The sequence below is a fragment of the Clostridium manihotivorum genome (assembly GCF_004015185.1).
Taxonomy (GTDB): domain Bacteria; phylum Bacillota; class Clostridia; order Clostridiales; family Clostridiaceae; genus Clostridium_AR; species Clostridium_AR manihotivorum.
Map to the genome: position 1 here is coordinate 2,576,405 of NZ_CP025746.1, position 18,178 is coordinate 2,594,582.

The 18,178-nt window shown below is 30.2% G+C and carries 16 protein-coding genes; 14 read left to right on the forward strand and 2 right to left on the reverse strand.

Going from position 1 to position 18,178, the window contains the following annotated elements; genetic code table 11:
* Positions 1-201 precede the first annotated feature (201 nt).
* The 11 genes from fliB to C1I91_RS11615 all read left to right on the forward strand — a co-directional run bounded on the left by fliB (position 202) and on the right by C1I91_RS11615 (position 13,182).
* Entirely contained in the window at positions 202-1,353 is a 1,152-nt protein-coding gene (gene fliB / locus C1I91_RS11565) for a flagellin lysine-N-methylase (protein WP_128213016.1), read from the forward strand.
* Positions 1,354-2,030: 677 nt separating this feature from the next.
* On the forward strand, positions 2,031-2,951 hold the full coding sequence (locus C1I91_RS11570) for a phosphotransferase (protein ID WP_128213017.1): 921 nt from the start codon (positions 2,031-2,033) through the stop codon (positions 2,949-2,951).
* A 263-nt stretch (positions 2,952-3,214) separates the two neighbouring features.
* Positions 3,215-3,565 carry a DUF2200 domain-containing protein gene (locus C1I91_RS11575; RefSeq protein WP_128213018.1) on the forward strand — a complete coding sequence of 117 codons (351 nt, stop codon included), beginning with the start codon at positions 3,215-3,217 and terminating at the stop codon, positions 3,563-3,565.
* Between the two features lie 393 nt (positions 3,566-3,958).
* Positions 3,959-5,002 carry a Fic family protein gene (locus C1I91_RS11580; protein WP_128215973.1) on the forward strand — a complete coding sequence of 348 codons (1,044 nt, stop codon included), beginning with the start codon at positions 3,959-3,961 and terminating at the stop codon, positions 5,000-5,002.
* A gap of 269 nt (positions 5,003-5,271) precedes the next feature.
* Complete coding sequence (locus C1I91_RS11585; protein ID WP_128213019.1) at positions 5,272-7,080, forward strand: M3 family oligoendopeptidase; 1,809 nt, start codon at positions 5,272-5,274, stop codon at positions 7,078-7,080.
* A 391-nt stretch (positions 7,081-7,471) separates the two neighbouring features.
* Positions 7,472-8,836 (forward strand): S41 family peptidase, encoded by a 1,365-nt coding sequence (locus tag C1I91_RS11590; protein WP_238476036.1) that lies wholly within the window; start codon positions 7,472-7,474, stop codon positions 8,834-8,836.
* A 127-nt stretch (positions 8,837-8,963) separates the two neighbouring features.
* On the forward strand, positions 8,964-9,362 hold the full coding sequence (locus C1I91_RS11595; protein WP_128213021.1) for a MerR family transcriptional regulator: 399 nt from the start codon (positions 8,964-8,966) through the stop codon (positions 9,360-9,362).
* Between the two features lie 98 nt (positions 9,363-9,460).
* Positions 9,461-10,273 (forward strand): EFR1 family ferrodoxin, encoded by an 813-nt coding sequence (locus C1I91_RS11600; RefSeq protein WP_128213022.1) that lies wholly within the window; start codon positions 9,461-9,463, stop codon positions 10,271-10,273.
* Positions 10,274-10,468: 195 nt separating this feature from the next.
* Positions 10,469-10,651 carry a hypothetical protein gene (locus C1I91_RS11605; protein ID WP_128213023.1) on the forward strand — a complete coding sequence of 61 codons (183 nt, stop codon included), beginning with the start codon at positions 10,469-10,471 and terminating at the stop codon, positions 10,649-10,651.
* 170 nt (positions 10,652-10,821) lie between these two features.
* A complete protein-coding gene (locus C1I91_RS11610) occupies positions 10,822-11,349 on the forward strand; it encodes a PadR family transcriptional regulator (RefSeq protein ID WP_164880508.1) in 528 nt (175 codons plus the stop codon).
* 111 nt (positions 11,350-11,460) lie between these two features.
* A complete protein-coding gene (locus C1I91_RS11615; RefSeq protein WP_128213025.1) occupies positions 11,461-13,182 on the forward strand; it encodes an MFS transporter in 1,722 nt (573 codons plus the stop codon).
* Positions 13,183-13,418: 236 nt separating this feature from the next.
* On the opposite strand, the gene C1I91_RS11620 is transcribed toward C1I91_RS11615, so the two are convergent.
* Positions 13,419-14,132: a metallophosphoesterase family protein gene (locus C1I91_RS11620; RefSeq protein WP_238475981.1), complete on the reverse strand. Its 714-nt coding sequence runs from the start codon at positions 14,130-14,132 to the stop codon at positions 13,419-13,421.
* Positions 14,133-14,134: 2 nt separating this feature from the next.
* On the reverse strand, positions 14,135-14,320 hold the full coding sequence (locus C1I91_RS28890) for a hypothetical protein (RefSeq protein ID WP_238475982.1): 186 nt from the start codon (positions 14,318-14,320) through the stop codon (positions 14,135-14,137).
* 472 nt (positions 14,321-14,792) lie between these two features.
* Between C1I91_RS28890 and C1I91_RS11625 the strand changes: the two genes are divergently transcribed.
* From C1I91_RS11625 to C1I91_RS11635, 3 genes are all read left to right on the forward strand, one after another.
* A complete protein-coding gene (locus tag C1I91_RS11625; RefSeq protein ID WP_128213026.1) occupies positions 14,793-15,158 on the forward strand; it encodes a hypothetical protein in 366 nt (121 codons plus the stop codon).
* A gap of 148 nt (positions 15,159-15,306) precedes the next feature.
* Positions 15,307-17,304: a hypothetical protein gene (locus C1I91_RS11630; RefSeq protein ID WP_128213027.1), complete on the forward strand. Its 1,998-nt coding sequence runs from the start codon at positions 15,307-15,309 to the stop codon at positions 17,302-17,304.
* A gap of 1 nt (position 17,305) precedes the next feature.
* Entirely contained in the window at positions 17,306-17,941 is a 636-nt protein-coding gene (locus C1I91_RS11635) for a putative bacteriocin export ABC transporter (protein ID WP_128213028.1), read from the forward strand.
* Positions 17,942-18,178: the final 237 nt, after the last annotated feature.

Genomic DNA, 18,178 nt, shown 5'->3' on the forward strand with positions numbered 1-18,178 from the left:
TTTTTAAAGCTCTTTGGATTCTGAGAGAAGAATTTGAAAATGTAAATTTTAATATTAAGTGCTACACATATACAAAGAGGTAGAATATAAAAAATTGATTTATACTTGTTCGAAAATCTTTGGTTTTCAGGTAGATATGAATTAACAATTGAGTTAGAAATTCTATATCTTAAAAATAATATAAATAAGATGAGGGAAAAAATGAAGATTCGAGTGCCAGATTATTTTAAACAATTCAAATGCATAGCTTCAGACTGTGAAGATACCTGCTGTGCTGGTTGGGAAATTGTTATCGATAATGAAACCTATAATAAATATCAAAAGGTAGAGGGAGCATTTGGGAAAAGACTACGAGATAGCATAGTACCAAGTGATGGAGATAATATATTTGTATTAAAAGGCGACAACTGTGCATTTCTAAATGAAAACAAAATGTGCGATATATATACTGAACTTGGAGGCGATAGTCTTTGTCATACTTGCAAGCAATATCCAAGGTACACTGAAGAGTTTGGTGGCTTACGTGAAATAGGGCTATCACTTTCCTGTCCAGAAGCAGCAAGAATAATATTAAGAGACTCTAAAAAGGCTGCGTTTGAAGTAAGTGAAATTGAAGAAGAAATAACTTCATATAATGATATTAATGCTATGCTTTTTATATATCTTTTACAAAGTAGAAAAATAGTTTTTGATATCCTTCAAAATCGTGATATCGTTCTAGAGCATAGGGTTTCCTTAACTCTCCAATTTACTAGTGAAGTTCAAGCATTAATAGATGAAAATAACATACTTGGAATAAAAGCTATTAATGAGAAATACTTAAATAGTGACCTTAGAAATGAGATTATTAATAGTCTAGATAAGTATAAAGATAAGGGTAATATCAAATATCATAATACATATGAGATTTTTAAAGTCTTTAAAGAATTAAAACATATAACCACTAATGATCCATTAGGATTGGACAAGATTTTAAGCTTTCTCTGGCAGGGCAATAATGATGAAGAGTTTTATCTAGCTAAACATAAACAATTTAATCAGTATTATGAAGACAAACTTTATAAATTTGAAAATCTTTTAGTTTATTTTATATTTAGATATTTTATGAAAGCAGTTTTTGATTATGATGTATCTGCAAAAGTGAAAACAGCGGTGGTTAGCTATATAATGATTAAGGAATTATTTTTGTTTAGATGGATAGAAAGCGGAGAACTCACTGATGAAGACGCAGTAGACATAATGCACATGTATTCTAAAGATGTTGAGCATCTGGAAGAAAATATAGAAAAGCTAGCAGAGCTCTTTGAAACTAATGATGCATTTAACTTAGAAAGCTTTTTAAGCATGTTGTAGGGACAGAGGGACGGAGCTTTTGTCCCAATATATAGTTAGCGGAGCAGGGACATGGAGACGGAGCTCTATTCCCAAAGTACAGCTAACAGAGCCTAAAATTTAAGTGAAAGTTCCCTATAGTTTATTTTTATAAACCCAGCATGAAAGGCTAAAGCTTCAACAAAAGATGGAAAGAGCCTGTCTTTTTCGTATGAAATTATATTTTAGATAAACCTGTGTATAAGTATATTCAGATACCTTAAATTTATATAGGGGAGAAAGAATAAAAAAGAAAAATTATGTGGACTGCCAGATTTTTTGCATATGCATCAGGAAAGCCATATTTGAAAAAAGTTACTAAAGAAGGTCGCTTCAGCGAAATTTCTACAATTCTTCTGAAAAATAGAATAACATTGATTAAAATGAGTAAAGCCTCTGCAAGTTTTTATATTTGTAGAGGTTTTTTGTATAAAACGAACATAACTATTATTTACCTTTTATTACAAAATACTGTATTGTATAATTAAAGCGTTCAGATTCTTCGTTCATATTTTTGAAAGCAAAACTAATTAATATCAATACAATATAGACAAACTCAAGAAAAATCAGATATCACTGCAAATTTGGTTGATATAGTTTTGCGTAGTGAAAATAACCCAAATTGTATTTATAATATAACAACTAAGGGGTAAGAGATTATGAGTAATGTGTTTCTTGAAGAAATTAAAGGGTGGGAGACTTGGGGAGAAGTGTTTCAGTCTATACCTGCCTTTGAGAAGTTAATTAAGAGAATATTTGAAAAGGAAAAGCTTAATTGCAAAGAGATTTCAAACTTAACAGCTGGGACGAATGCAGTTTTCAAAGTGGACAATTTTGTTGTGAAAATTTTCGCTCCAATTGAATCAGGTTTTAATACAGAAATTGATTTTAACAGTGAAATACTTGGCATGAAAAGAGCAATGGATATGGGGATAAATATACCTAAGGTAATAGCTGCTTCATTTATTGAAGATAAATATTTATTTCGTTACATCATTATGGATTACATAGAAGGGGAAGATGCTAAAGATGTGTTAAAGCACTATTCAGATAGTGAAAAGATTGAATTTGTTCGTCAATTAAAAGAAAATATCAGAAAGATGAATACCACATACAAAGGGGAATATCCAGAAGTAGATGTAAAAGAGAGAATACTAACCAATGCACGATGGAATATATTTAGTAATAAGATAGTTAGTCAAGTTAAAGAGCTTGTTATAAGATATGACATGGTAAACAAGGTGTATGTCCATGGAGATATTACAGGTGATAATGTAATGATCACTCAGAAAGGGATGCTTTATATAATAGATTTTGCCGATGGCAGAATAGCTCCAAAAGAATATGAATTTCCACCAATTTTGTTTGATCTATTCGATTTCGATAAATGCATGATTAATGAATTTATAGGTGGAGAAGGTATTGAGACTTTCGCTGAAAAGTGCTTTTATGGAATATTAATGCATGAGTTCGGTTTTTATTTTGTAAAACTAATTTGTGAAAGAGTTATTGGAAAAGAAATAGCTGAGCTATCTGATATACTAGAAGTTAAAGAGGCATTAGTAAGCTTGTTTAGCTAAGTGGGATAGGGGGACGGAGCTTTTGTCCCAGCAAATAGTTAGCAGAATGATTCAATTAGTTAGGAAGAAATCAGCATAAATAAAAGACTAGCTCTGAAAATAGAAATGAGTTAGGATCACCCGTATAAGGAACCACTGCAGTTTTTTTTCGAAAAGGGAAAGCGAAATGAAAGTAAAGCTTATAAAAAGTATATTCAAAAGAGATTTATATTCATATATACTTCATGATACAATAGAGAAAATCATACAAGCGAGGAGATATCATGACAAAACATAAGATCTATACAATGAGTTTTGCAAGTGTCTATCCACTTTATGTTGCGAAAGCGGAGAAAAAAGGACGTACGAAAACAGAAGTCGATGAAATTATATTATGGTTTACAGGGTATAGTCAAGAAGAGTTAGAAGCTCAGATAGAAAAACAGATAGACTTTGAAAATTTCTTTACTGAAGCTCCTGCTCTCAATCCTTCTAGAGCTTTAATAAAAGGTGTGGTCTGCGGTGTCAGGGTGGAAGATATCAAAGAACCGATCATGAAGGAAATTCGGCATTTGGATAAGCTAATAGATGAGTTAGCAAAGGGAAAAGCCATGGAGAAGATTTTGCGAAAATAATAATTAAAAAACGGAGAAACACTGATTCAGTATATAAGCAATCGGTGTTTTTTTGTTAAGATCAGTAAAAATTTTTGCCTATCTAAGCCTAGTAATCTAAAGGTATTAAAATAGCTTATTAGGATATGCGGTAAAAATTATCTTTACTAATAATTTTCCGTATATGGATCCGGAAAGGCAACTGAATAAAGAAACTCAATGAAGACATTATTAAAAGTAATATTACAAACGGGTTCATGATATAAAAACATTATCATTTTGGGTTAAATGATAATGTTTATTGTAGTTTGATATATTTATTTTACAAATAAACATAGTCAATTTACCTTTGATGATTATATTTATGGTAAAATGATAATAATAAAATATAATGTTAGTAAGGGAGAAGTTATAGTGATTTCTTTTGAAAATAATAATTTGAATAACCTAGCATTGCCAATGAATATAGTGAGAATGTTAACTGCTATAAATGAATATAAAGGAAAACAAGATTTGTATAAAAAGCAATCACCTCAAATATTAAATACGCTTAAAGATGTAGCAATTGTGCAAAGTGCAGAATCATCTAATAGAATAGAGGGAATTTATACTTCTAATAAAAGATTGCGCGAAATAATGAATAATAAAATAGAGCCAAGGGATAGAAGTGAAAGTGAGATTGCTGGGTATAGGGATGTATTAAATACCATTCATAGTGACTTTGATGCTATACCTATAAGATCATCTGTATTATTACAATTACATAGGGATTTGTACAAATTTTCATCTGCAAAAGGGGGAAACTATAAAAGTACCGACAATGTGATTGAGGAAATATTACCAAATGGAAGTAAATACATTAGATTTAAGCCTGTAGATGCCTTCAGAACTCCAAGTTATATGGACACACTTTGTGAAGAATATAGAAAGGAGATTGCAAAAGGAGAAGTTGAGCCATTAGTTTTAATAGCAGCATTTATTTTAGATTTTCTTTGCATTCATCCCTTTAATGATGGAAATGGAAGGATGTCTAGATTATTAACACTTTTACTTCTATACCAAAGTGGTTTTGAGGTTGGAAGGTTTATTAGTTTAGAAAAAATTATTGAAGATAGTAAAGAAACTTACTACGAAGCATTGAATAAAGCATCTATGCTATGGCATGATGGGAAAAATAATTTGCAAATATGGATTGAATATTTTCTTGGAGTTATCATAAAAGCCTATAAGGAATTAGAGGAGAGGGTAGGTTATATCGAAAATACTAAGGGAAATAAGAGTGAAAGAATAGAGAATGCAATAGAAGGAAAACTAGGTTATTTTACTAAGAGTGAAATAAGAACAATATGTCCCGATGTAGGAGAAGCAACTATAAATAGGGTGTTTGAAAAGCTTAAAATTGAGGGGAAAATAGAAGCTGTTGGTAAGGGAAGAAATTCTAAGTGGAAGAAAATATAATGAACAGAGGCAAGGGGACGGACATTCTGTCCCAGAGTTTTTGTATAAGGTTAATCCAAATTTTACGACATATAGATTTTATTAAATCATATGAGTTTTTTAATTATACTTGACATGTATGTAGATTTTGGTATAACATACAAATAATTAGCTCTAAATCCATTAATTATATAATAAGCGAATATTTTTATGAGTGTTTTAAATATGTAGGTGAAAATTTGATTATAATTTAAAACTTAATACTGTTCTTATAAAGGAGATGCTTATTAATGGATTTAGCGTGGAGTTTAGATAATATATATACGTCCTTGGATTCTGAGGAGTTTAAAAATGATATGAAGCAGCTTGAGGCTTATATAGCTGATATAAAAAGTCTCGAGGTTGATAAATGGACAGATACTATAGATATAGTATCAAAAATTGAACAATTCTTAAGGCTTAACAATGAATATAAGAAAATATATTGTAAGATATCTTCTTATGCATATTTACTTATGAATGCTGACTTTGAAAATATTGAGGCTGCGAATATTCTTGATGAGCTTGAAGATAAAAACTCTGAGTTAACAGAAGTCTTTGTCAGCTTTAGCAGGTGGCTTAAGACTATTGAAGATTTAGATGAAGTAATACGTAGAACAGAATATTTAGTAGAGCATGAATTCTATCTCAAAGAGCTTTTGTTAAAGGGAAAATATTTATTAAGTGCAAAAGAGGAAGCAATTATTGCCAAGCTGAAGAATTCGGGATCTAGTGCTTGGGAAAAATACTATATGGAGTTAACAGCATTTACTACAGAGGATATTACTATCAGAGGAAAAGTGGAAAGTTTCACACTTTCTCAGCTTAAAAATATGCTGTATGATAAGGATAGTTTCCTAAGGAAAGAAGCTTATTTTAAAGAAGCTGATTTATGCGAAGGACTATCTAAGGCTTGTGCTAAATGTATAAATGGAATTAGCGGAGAAGCACTAACTATATATGAGGCTAAAGGATACAAGTCACCATTACAGAAAGTTCTTATTAACTCAAGAATGGATGCTGAAACGTTAGACACCATGATATCAGCTATTAAGGAAAGTTTGCCAGTGCTTCGCAAGTTTTATGAGAAAAAAGCTGAAATGCTAGGATATAAATCTAAGCTTCCTTTTTATGATATATATGTGCCTATTAGTGATAGTAATCAAGAAGTTTCTTATGCAGAAGCTAAGGAGCTAATAATATCAAGCTTTCAAAACTTCAGTGAGGAGCTTGCAAGCTTTGCAAGAAAGGCCTTCGAGGATAAATGGGTTGATGCCGAGCCAAGAAGAGGTAAAGGCAATTTTGCACTAGAAGTAGATATTTTTCCAATACAACAAGGTAGGATAATGGCTAATTTTAATGGGAGATTTATTGATGTTAGTATATTAGCCCATGAGATAGGACACGCATACCATGGTTCTAAGGTTTATAGGCAAACCATGTTGAATACTGAATATTCTACCCCAATTGCAGAAACAGCATCAGTTTTTTGTGAAACTATATTAAATAATCAATTAATAGAGAAACTACCAAGTAATGAGGCCTTAGTAATTTTAGAAAGCAGCATTTCTGATAGTTTGTATTATCTAATAGATTTTTATGGCCGATATTTATTTGAAAATGAATTGCTCAAAAGAAGGAAATCAGGTTCTTTATCTGTGGAAGAATTAAATGAGATAATGATTAGTTGCATGAAACAAGCCTATGGAGACAGTATTGAAGCCGAAACAATTCATCCTTATATGTGGATGAATAAACCAGGATACTTTATGGCTGAAAATGAATTTTTAAACTTTCCATATTCCTTTGGAGTATTGTTTTCAAAAGGTTTATATGCTGAATTTATAAAAAATGGACAATCCTTTGTTGCCCAATATGATAAGTTTTTAAGTGCGACAAGCACCAATAACATTTCTGATGCTGCAAAAATAATGGGTATAGATGTACATTCAATAGATTTTTGGAGAAATTCATTAAAGCTAATTGAAAAGGACATTGAAAAATTTCGGGACAGGGGGACGGAGCTTTTGTCCCAAGTATCAATTAATAGACAACCTTAATAAGTTAGAAAGACTCACTAAAGAAAGAAATTATTTGTGAAAATATAAGTGAATTAAGAACATCCATGGTTGATATAGTGAACCTATGGATGTTCTTAATTTTTTCAGCTAAACTCACCAATAATAGCTTTTTAAGAAGTATAGTAAAAAATAGTCCCCTAGTATAGAAGGTATTTGCCTTATAGTATTTTAAGTCAATAATGAGAGTAAGAACCATGCTGCTTATCTATGTTTACAGTTTAAGGTAAATATGATAGTGTTTTAGGTGATTGATAGAAAAAGTGAATTGTTTAAACAAAGAGTTAATGTGAGTATAAAATCAGGGGTAACAAATTTTATTAGCATATATATTAGAGACTAATACAGGATTATATAAATCCTCAAAAAGGTGATGATTAATACGGAATTTATCTTAAGAAATAAAGCTAATAGAAGATATTTAATTTTTATAACAATATTTATGATAATAGCACTGGCACTTGTTGTTGTTATGTTTAAGAATGTGAAGATTGGTAAAGAGGTAAGTAAAGATTATCCTAATAACAAAATAATTAAGGATTTATCCCAAGAGGAAAAAATAGAGGATTTTAATTATTTATATAAGGGAATAGAAGAAAACTATCCTTTTTTACAGGTTAACAAAAGAATCAATAATATAGATTGGGAAAAGAATAAAGAACTTTATATGCAAAGAATAAAAGAAACTGACAATGATACTGACTTTTACATGGTATTACAAGGAATATTAGAGGATTTAAATAATCCACATACCACTATGTATAAAGTAAATGCTGAAGATATCAAAGCGCTTTTGAAAAATAAAGATAAATTAGAGAAAGAAAATCACAAAAACAATTGGCATGAGAGAAATACAATTAAGATAATAGAAAACAAAACTTTTCTTGAAAGAAACAATATAGATACTAATAATTTAAATATTGATTCTGATAAACCAAAGGACAATGATAAGCAAGTATCCAGTGAAAATGCTGGAAATGATAATATTATTGCTAAATATATAGTTGAAGATAAGGTTGGCTATATACGTATAAACTCATTTGATGATAGTAATATACAGAAAGATGAAGAGGTTGTTAACAAGTATTTGGAAAAGGTAAGAGACTACAAAAGTTTAATAATCGATATAAGAGGAAACAGAGGCGGAACGGATTCTTATTGGAAGAAGGTTCTATTTCCTAGGATTATTAATAAAACATTTTCCAGCACAAGGTATAACTTTTATAGAGATGGTGACATTTCAAAGGATTACTTAAAATATACTTATGGCGATGACTTAAAAGGCATAGGTATAGTAACAAAAGATTTAGTAAGCAAGCTTCCTAATATCCCTAAAGAAGTATTGAGTGATTTTAAATATTATGAAACCGATGTAAATGAGATAAATCCTAAAGCTTCAATAAATTATAAAGGGAAGATATATTTATTAGTTGATAAATCAGTGTATTCTGCAGCAGAATCCTTAGCGGTTTTCTGTAAGCAAAGTAAATTAGCGACCTTGGTAGGAGAGAAAACCAAAGGAGGGGACAATGGAATAGGGCCAACCACACTAATGTTACCTAAAAGTGCATTCCTATTTAAATTCGAAATATCTCTTGGTACACACTCAGAAGGAACCTGTGACGACGAGTTCATGACTGAACCAGATATTTATGTTAAGGATGCAAGTATAAATGAAGATTTTAAGTTAGATAACTGCATTAATGAGGTGCTAAAGGGACAGGGGGACGGAGCTTAAGTGCCACTTTATGAACAAAAAGGTTATATATAGTATGAAAAAATTATTTCTAAATAAGCAAACCATGAAGTCTATAGTATAATATTTACAAAGAAGCTGACATTATTGAAATAAGGGGAAGATGTATATGGAAGATGAATATACTATTGGGGATCTAGTAAAGGAATTAAAGATAAACAAGGAGACAATAAGATATTATGAAAAAGTTGGTTTGCTTTCTGAGCCAAAAAAGAATACAAACGGATATAGGATCTATTCAAAAGAAGATATAGAAATGATTAGATTTATAAGGGTAATTAAAGGTTTCGGTTTCTCCTTGAAGGAAATCAGTATATTAATACATGGTGAAATATTATGTGGAAGCATTGAAGATATCATAACAATGGTTGAGGGTAAAATTAATGAATTGAATATAAAAATCAATGAATTAGAGGAAAAAAAGAGCTTACTTGAGAAAGTCAACAAAACTTTATCATCGGAAGATATGGAAGCTTGCAATGACTTGCAAATCTATATTAAGAAATAAGTGTTGACTGTGTACTATAGTACCTGGTCTATAATACCATTAAAAACTAAGATCTTCATTGTGAAAAATAATGGAGGAATATTAAAGGAGAGGTTTTTATGGTAATAGATAAGGATACAATCTTATATTGTTCAGGGACAGGTAACAGCTTGCAGGTGGCTAAGGATATAAATAGTGAACTAGGAGATTTGGAGCTGTGTAATATATCTTCAATTAGAGCAGAAGAGAAGATAAGAATTGAAGGGAAAGTATTTGGAATAGTTTTTCCTGTAATTTATGCACGGCTACCATTGATATTAGAAAGAGTGTTAGAAAGGCTTGAGATTAGTGAAGATAGCTATGTTTTTGCAGTAGCAACCCATGGGGGAGCGCCTGCTGAAGTATTGAGTAAATTGAAAAAAGTATTGCAAAGCAAAGGTATAACTTTAAATTCTGGCTTTTTAATTCACATGCCAGGAAATAATATTTTTGCATATGGCCCAGATTCTACTGAAAGACAAAACAAGCTTTTCCAAAGAGAAAAGAAAAAAGTAAAGAAAATAACTGATATAATAAAAGAAAGAAAAAACTGTAAATGTGAACTAAGTAAACTAGTAGTTGATATATTAATTGATAGAGCTTTTATTAAGACAACAGACAAGATAGTTAAAAACCTTCACTTAAGAGACAAAGATTTTTGGGTTAATGATAATTGCAGTAGTTGTAAATTATGTGAAAGGATTTGTCCAGTTAACAATATACAGTTTAATAAGGATAAACCAACATGGAAACATAACTGTCAGCAATGCACAGCTTGTATTCAATATTGCCCTGTACAGGCCATTCAATGGGGGAATAAAACCATAAAAAGAAAGCGATATACAAATCCTAATATTAAGGTTATTGAACTAATAGGAAAAAGTGAAGCTTAAAATAAAGTTTATGGTATAAACATTGCAAATAATTATATCATGAGTTAAAAAATTAGCTAAATCGATGGGTATGAGGATTTACTACTGTTTATTAATTATACAAGCCAATAAATTTATTTCAAATTTTGAGACAGAAAATAAATTTAAATGGTGTATAATATATGTAATAATTTTATAAAGTTGGGAGAAGTAAGCATGGCAATTAAAAAGCATAATACAATGAGTAGTGGGATGTTCTATGGTTGCGCATTAGGAATAATTTTTGGTGCTGTCTTTAAACATATTGATTGGGGGATGATTACTGGTATTGGCATTGGAAGTGCTATAGACCTTATGAAATATTCACGTAATTCAAAGCTTAATAAAAAGCAATTGTAAATTTAATAAATTACAATAATTATTATAAGCGAACTAAAGGACCTTCTAAGGTCCTTTAAAAATTTGGAAAATATTTACTAACTCGATGATAATGTTATAAATTTCTATATTGACAAATATTTATTATACTACTATATTATATAGTAGTATAATAAATGGTGGTGATTAAATTGTCTTCAATAAATTTAATAATACTTGGCTATTTGAAAAATAAAGAGAAAAGTGCCTATGAAATGGTTAAAGAGTTTGAAGTTTGGAATCTTAATAAGTGGCTAAAAATAAGTACCCCGTCAATTTATAAAAATATAATTAAACTATGTGATAGCGGATATCTAGATTCAAGAACTGTTAAAGAAGGCGAAATGCCTGAAAAAACACTATATTCACTAAACGAAAAAGGGAATTTATACTTCAATGAACTAATGGAAGAGAGTTCAAAAAATATAGGTAATATTTATTTGGAGTTTAATGCGTTTTTGGTTAATATAGAAAATTTGCCAGATGAAAAAAGAAAAGAATACCTCAGCAATTTCAAAGAGAAGGCAGAGGAGCGTAGGGCTTTTGTGGAATCAGTTTATAATTATGAAAAACAACACAAGGAAAGATCTGGTTCTGAATTTCTTATACTAGATTTATATAACGAAGTTTATAACGTTTTGGAAAAATGGTCTGAAAAAGTTTTTGACTACTATAATTAATACTTTAATGTCTCTAATAGATCTTTATATTAGGAGAGATTTTTTTCACCGCATTACTATACTTTATAGTACTTTATTATATATTAATATATTGTTTAGGAGGATCGATTTATGAACAAAAAACATCAAAACATTTCTTTTGTAGCTATCATCTTAGGCTTCTTTATGGCCCTATTAGATACAACTGTGGTAAATATCACATTGCCTAAAATGACCCAATACTTTAATACTACTATGGATCATATTTCTTGGGTAGTAAATTCCTATAATCTAGCTACCGCAGTCATCTTAGTGACTGCTTCAAGACTAGCAGATCAATTTGGCAGAAAAAAACTGTTTATTGGAGGAGTATTTCTATTTACCATATCTTCACTGCTATGTGGTATTTCAGGTTCTCTTCAGGCCCTCATATTATTTAGAACCTTTCAAGGATTAGCAGCAGCTTTTGTGGTGACTATTGCAATGCCTCTTTCTGTTGAAATATTTCCACCGGAAAAGAGAAGAACTATTATGGCACTTTGGGGAGCTTTTTCAGGGCTTGCTGCAGCAAGTGGACCATCCATTGGCGGTATTGTAACTCAATTTTTTAATTGGAGATATATCTTTTTTATAAACATACCTATAGGTTGTATTTGCATACTATTAACTATGAAATTCATAAAGGAATCTTATGATCCAACTGCAAGTAAAAGTATAGACTTTGGAGGAATTATAACAATTTCAATTGCTATGTTTTGCTTAACTTTCGCCTTGATGAAGGCTAATGAAAAAGGCTGGACTTCAAGTTTTACACTTTCCTTATTTGCGGTTTCTGCTATAGCGCTTATACTATTTGTTATTATCGAGTTAAAAGTTAAAGAACCTATGCTTCCCCTTAGTTTATTCAAATCCTTACCCTTTACAAACGGCTCAATTACTCTATTCTTACTGGGACTTGGTATGATGTCTGGTACCTACTTGCTCTCTTTTTTCCTGATTCAGATCAAGGGCTTAAATCAATTGTCAGCAGGACTTATCATTTCAACTATGTCCTTAACTTCAATGTGTTTTTCATTAGTAGCTCCTATTTTGACAAAAAAAGTAGGCAGCAGGTTTACTAGCGCATTGGGCATTTTTTTACTCTGCGTCTCATGCTACTTAAATAGTTCTCTTACTCAACATTCTTCCAATATAGATATTATTTTAAGATTAATTGTTGCTGGTTCTGGTACTGGTTTAAGTATGGCAACACTAATAGGTTCTATTATGTCTAACGTTCCTGTAGATAAAATAGGAATGGCTTCAGGGATAAATAACATGACGAGAACACTTGGAACTGTACTTGGAGTTGCCTTGTTTTTAACCATATTTACATCAAATATGACTACCCAAATGTCTGATGCTAAAAACTCTGTTGTGAAAACAATACAAAATAACACTGTGCTCGACAATGAAACCAAGCGGCAGATAATTAATTCTATAAAATCAGGTAGTGATAAAAGTGCAGATGTTTCCAAAATATTAAACAAAAATGATAAAGAAGGAACTGCTGCTGTAGCATCTTCTCAGGCCACTTCTGAAAATAAGATCAAAGCAAGTTTTGAAGCTAAAGATAAAGAAGTTCAAGATAAAGGAGTTCAAAGTAAAGAAACCCAAATGAAAGAAGCTCAAAATAAGGAAATCAAAAAAATAGCACCTAATATCCAAGCTACCTTTTTGACTTATACTGTTAAAGCCTTTAGTTTTACATTTAAAATCAGCTCGCTAATTCTTTTACCAGGCATACTCTTTGCATTATTCAGTGATAAGAATGGGACAGAGGGACGGAGCTTTCGTCCCAAGTCCAGAGGATAATATGAAGATAATGTAGAGAGAAAGCATGGAAATTAAGAAGGAGAAGATCTACTAAAGAATCATTGGAGAATTGCAAAATCTATAAAAAGCCATTTAGAAGGAAAGGTGTCCTATATTTAATGGGACACCTTTCAATTTTATTCTTTGGTGATTAAAGAAAAACACCTGCTAAGCGGGTTGTCATTACTAATACTTTGCTCTGAGAATCTTATAGATTATTTGAGTGAAGTTACTATTTATGGGGATACAGGCTCGGTTGCTCTCTGCCAGCCAACTGGAACAAACTGTTGTGTGATTATACTGTGTTTACCACAGCTTCTAACATTTATTACAACTATATGAAAGCGAGCACCTACATTAAGAGTTGCTCCGCCCCCACCAGAAAGAACGAATTTAACACCATGAGATTCTGCTAGTTGAAAATCATCAATGTGTCCCATAAGGACTCTGGACACTCTGTTTCTTACTATTTTATAAAACTCCAATCTTCCTCTTCCATTTGGAAAGGCATCATCTCCAAGCCAATCAAGCTGCGGTTCTCTTGGTGGAACATGCATATTGACAAAAACATTGGAAGTGCACATAGTACTTCTTAATCTGTTGTTCAAGAAGTCTAGTTCAGTTTCAGTCAGACCATATTCGTTATAAACATAATGATATAAAGAATTAAGCCCAATCAGCTTCAGTCTGAACTTAGGCAAATCAATGGACCAATGAATATCGTCAGGACCAATAATTTCCTTGTAGTTATCCAAGGAAAGTGTATTACCCAATTTTGCGGCATCATGATTACCTGGAACCATAAAAAAAGGCACTGTATCGCCATTTTTATCTTTATTTAAACTTTTAATTTTTTCAACTAGGAAATTAAGGTTATCTTCTGTACTTATGAAGGCACCGTGTCCACCATACAAAAAAAGTAAAGGATTAAAATCCATTGCTCTTTGCATAGCTACTTGGAAAATATCATTGCTCTTTGCATAGCTACTTGGAAAATATCATTGCTTACAAACCTAACATCACTCCCTGTGCTACGCTGAACCCAGCTGTCCCCAAAGAATACTATATTATAATCATCTGGATCACGCTTGCTTTTGATAGCCTGCAAATCGGCAAGTGACTGATCAAAAAAAGTCATAATTATCCCTCCATAATAATAAAAGGCGTTGTACCTTTGGTAACATAATATTCGAGGAGGTAAATATAAGTTACGAAATTCGACAAAATGTTTTGATGTTTTTAGCGAAGCAGTACGTACATTAAATAAGATTGTACCGTTGACAGTTTTCGCATTGAATTTTAATTAAAAGTTGTTAATTTGCTATAAAGATAAGTTTTGGAGTGTAAGGTTACATCTTTCAATATAGCAATTAGCATCAAATATCGATTCCATATTGGTTGGAAAATTCTATTAAAAGTAATAAAACATACGAGTAATGTTTCATAACAGTAGAATATAAATGTAAATGTATCTTATATTAAGAATAAGTGTAAAAATAGTATTTACATCTTATGGGAAATAACGTATAATTAAAATGTAAAAAAAAGGTATTAAAGTTTGGTGGCCGCTAAATTATAATATAAATATAATTTAAGGGAGAGAAATGAAAATGAAAAAAGTGAAAAGAGCAATTCTTTCAGCAGTTTTATGTTTGGCTGTACCTGTAGTTATAGCATACGCATTAGATCTTGAAAGCGGTGCATTAAGATATGAAGGTGGACAAACTGACAGCCAAGTTTATAGCAAAATATATGATGCAAAGACCCCATTTAGGAATACAAAAGGTGATGGCAAGGCTTGGGGCTGTAAAGCAAGTGTTAAAGTTGGAGGATCAACATATTCATCAGGATGGCATTATGGAACAGCATCTATATCTAAAGATAGACACTGGTATACAAATGAAACATCATATTATGATTATGAACAACTTAATATCACCGAGTATACTAATCAGAACTGGGGAGCAGCATATTAAGATATAGAAACTTAATGAAATAAGTATAATAATTAATAAGACTAAAAAGTTGAATAAGCCATATAGCAGCAACTTTTTAGTCTCTTATAACTCCGTAAGTTTAGGATGTGTTACTTCACATAAAATAAGAATATCAAAGAGGTTGCTTATGAAAAAAATATACGCTATTTATTTAGTTGGTTTAATGTTAATATTCTCCTATGTATTTAACAATTCTATATATGAAATATATGGTCTTAATAATATTGGGGATACTTCTTTAACTCAGTATCAAATATCTGATACACAAGGTGAAAATTTATTAAAGGTATATAAGGAGCTTACAGCAAATAATGCTAAATTTCAAATAGTGAAAACTCCTATATCTGGTAATGATAAAATTTATTATGATATTTATCATACAGATATAGATTCAATAAAAAAGATTGTCGGAGTATCAAATAATATTTATAGATATTTTAAAATGACTCAAGATGATTTTGTAGATAGTAGTGGATTGTTTTCTACTAATTTACCCTCAGGGCAGATAAAAATGCTTTCACAAAAAATCGGAATAAATATTAAGATGGTAGAAAATCAAAAAATAGCTTATAGCGATATTTTGAAACAAAATGCTCTTCAATTTGTTATACTGTGTATTATCACCTTTGCAATAATATACATATATACAATATTTAGATATAAGGTAAATTCAGTGAAGAAGTTGGTTGGTTTTTCCCCAGTAAAAATAGTCTTTACTAATATTAAGGAAACAGTTCAAATACAAAGCGCTTGTATAGCAATAGTAGTTTGTGGATATGCAATTTACTATTATTTTAATAATAAGCTTTCCTTGAGATATTTAGTATTTTTAACTTTGTTTCTTATTATTATAAGTAGCATTAATATTTTACTGATATTGTTGCTTCAAAGGTATGTAAAAGGGATGGACATCATTGCAGCATTAAAAAATAAGGTTTTTTCTTCAAGACTCAATTATATAATTCATGTAATTAAAATTATATTGATTATTTTTATTACGGTTTCGATTAATATGTCTATTAAGTACTATGGAAATTTGCAAGAACTTTATAAGAAATGTGATACTTATAAAGCATTGAATAATATGTATACTTCTAATGGTTTTAATTCTGATGAATATGATAGGCTTCGGAGTAATAAGAAAGAACTTACTGAAGCACATAATAATGTCAAAAAGATGTATGTTGAAAATAAAGATAAAGCTTATGTTATGAAGGATTTAATTACGCCATATTTGAAAGATAAATCCTTTGAGGAGGAGTTAGGCCAAACAAGAGAACAAATGGTTAACTCTTATGAAAGAAATAAACTTATATTAAATAGAAAATATATAGAGGATTATACTGGAATAAAGATAGATTGGAATTTTAATCAAAGTATTCCAACAATATTGGTGCCAGAGAAATATAAGCAAGATGAAAAAGAAATAAAAGCTGCATATATAGAGACTTATAATCTATATTTAAATAATATTTCAAAAGATGATTCAGAAATCAGTGAGAACAATATAAAGGATATACAAATTATTTATATACCCAATGGTATAAAATACAATATATTAAGCTCTATCTATAATGAAGATACAACAGACATAGTGATTCACGATTCTATTATAATTTTAGATAATGGAAGTTTTAAAAGTAGCTTTTATTATGACAATCTTACAAATTGTAGCATTGCCTTTAAGTTAAACGATAGGGACCAATTTAAGAGTATGCTAATACGTTATAATTTGGACAAGATTTATAATGCAAGTACTATGCTGAGACCTTTTGAGATGAAGATTAGTAATTATAAATTTTTAATGGAGCAAGCAAATATTTTTATATTTCTATTTGTGCTAGTATTATTATTTATTGTTTATATATCAAACTATATAGATATGGTTGTGAACAGTAAAAAATATGGAGCACAGTATATTCAAGGATATAGTGCTATTAAGATATTGAACGCTAATATTATAACAACAGTAATAATGATAGCCGGTTCTATTGTGCTATACATCTTGAAAATAAATTTTATTTATTATTTATTATTTATTGCATATGATTTGATAATGCTATTAGTCCTGTATAGAAAAATAATAGTTAACGATTTATATAAGATAATTAACGGGGGATGCTAGTATGGAAGTTATGAGATTAGACAAAATAAATAAAGAGTTTGATAATAATAAGGTAATCGACGATATTAGCTTTTCTATACAAAAAGGAGAAATGATAGCTATTGTTGGTGAAAGCGGCAGAGGAAAGACTACTTTACTAAATATTATAGGACTGATTTCAAAGCCGTCTAGCGGAGATTTATATTTATTTGATAAAAAAAATGTTGATATATATTCAAAGGACGCAATGTTATTAAGGCGCAATAAAATAGGATATTTGTTTCAAAATTATGGCTTAGTTGAAGATGAAACTGTAAAATGGAATTTAAATATCGTATTAGAATATAAGAAATTGTCTAAGAGAGAGAGAAATAATAAAATTGAAGAAGCATTAAAAATGCTTAAATTAGAGAGTCTAAAAGACAAACCTGTATATAAGTTAAGCGGTGGTGAACAGCAAAGAATAGCAATGCTTAAGCTTTATTTGCAAGAATGTGAACTTGTATTAGCAGATGAACCTACTGGCTCTTTAGATGAAAGAAATAGAGCTGTAATTATTCAAATGTTAAAAGACTTTAATAAACAAGGAAAAACAATTATAATTGTTACTCATGATTCTTATGTTGCAAACTGTTGCGATAGAATAATAAAATTATAAGAGTCAAGGAGACGGAGGACTTGGTGACGGAGCTTTAGTACCAGGTTAAAGTTATTTTAGTACAATAATTGAGTAGAAGAATCATAAGAGATGAAAGGAAATATCTAAAAATATAAACGAGTTAGTAACATCCATAGTTATTTTTAATAAAGCTATGGATGTTTTTTTGTAGGTAAAGTATATTGTTATAAATTTTTTATTTTAATCTCAACATTATTTTGATAATAGATACTAGAA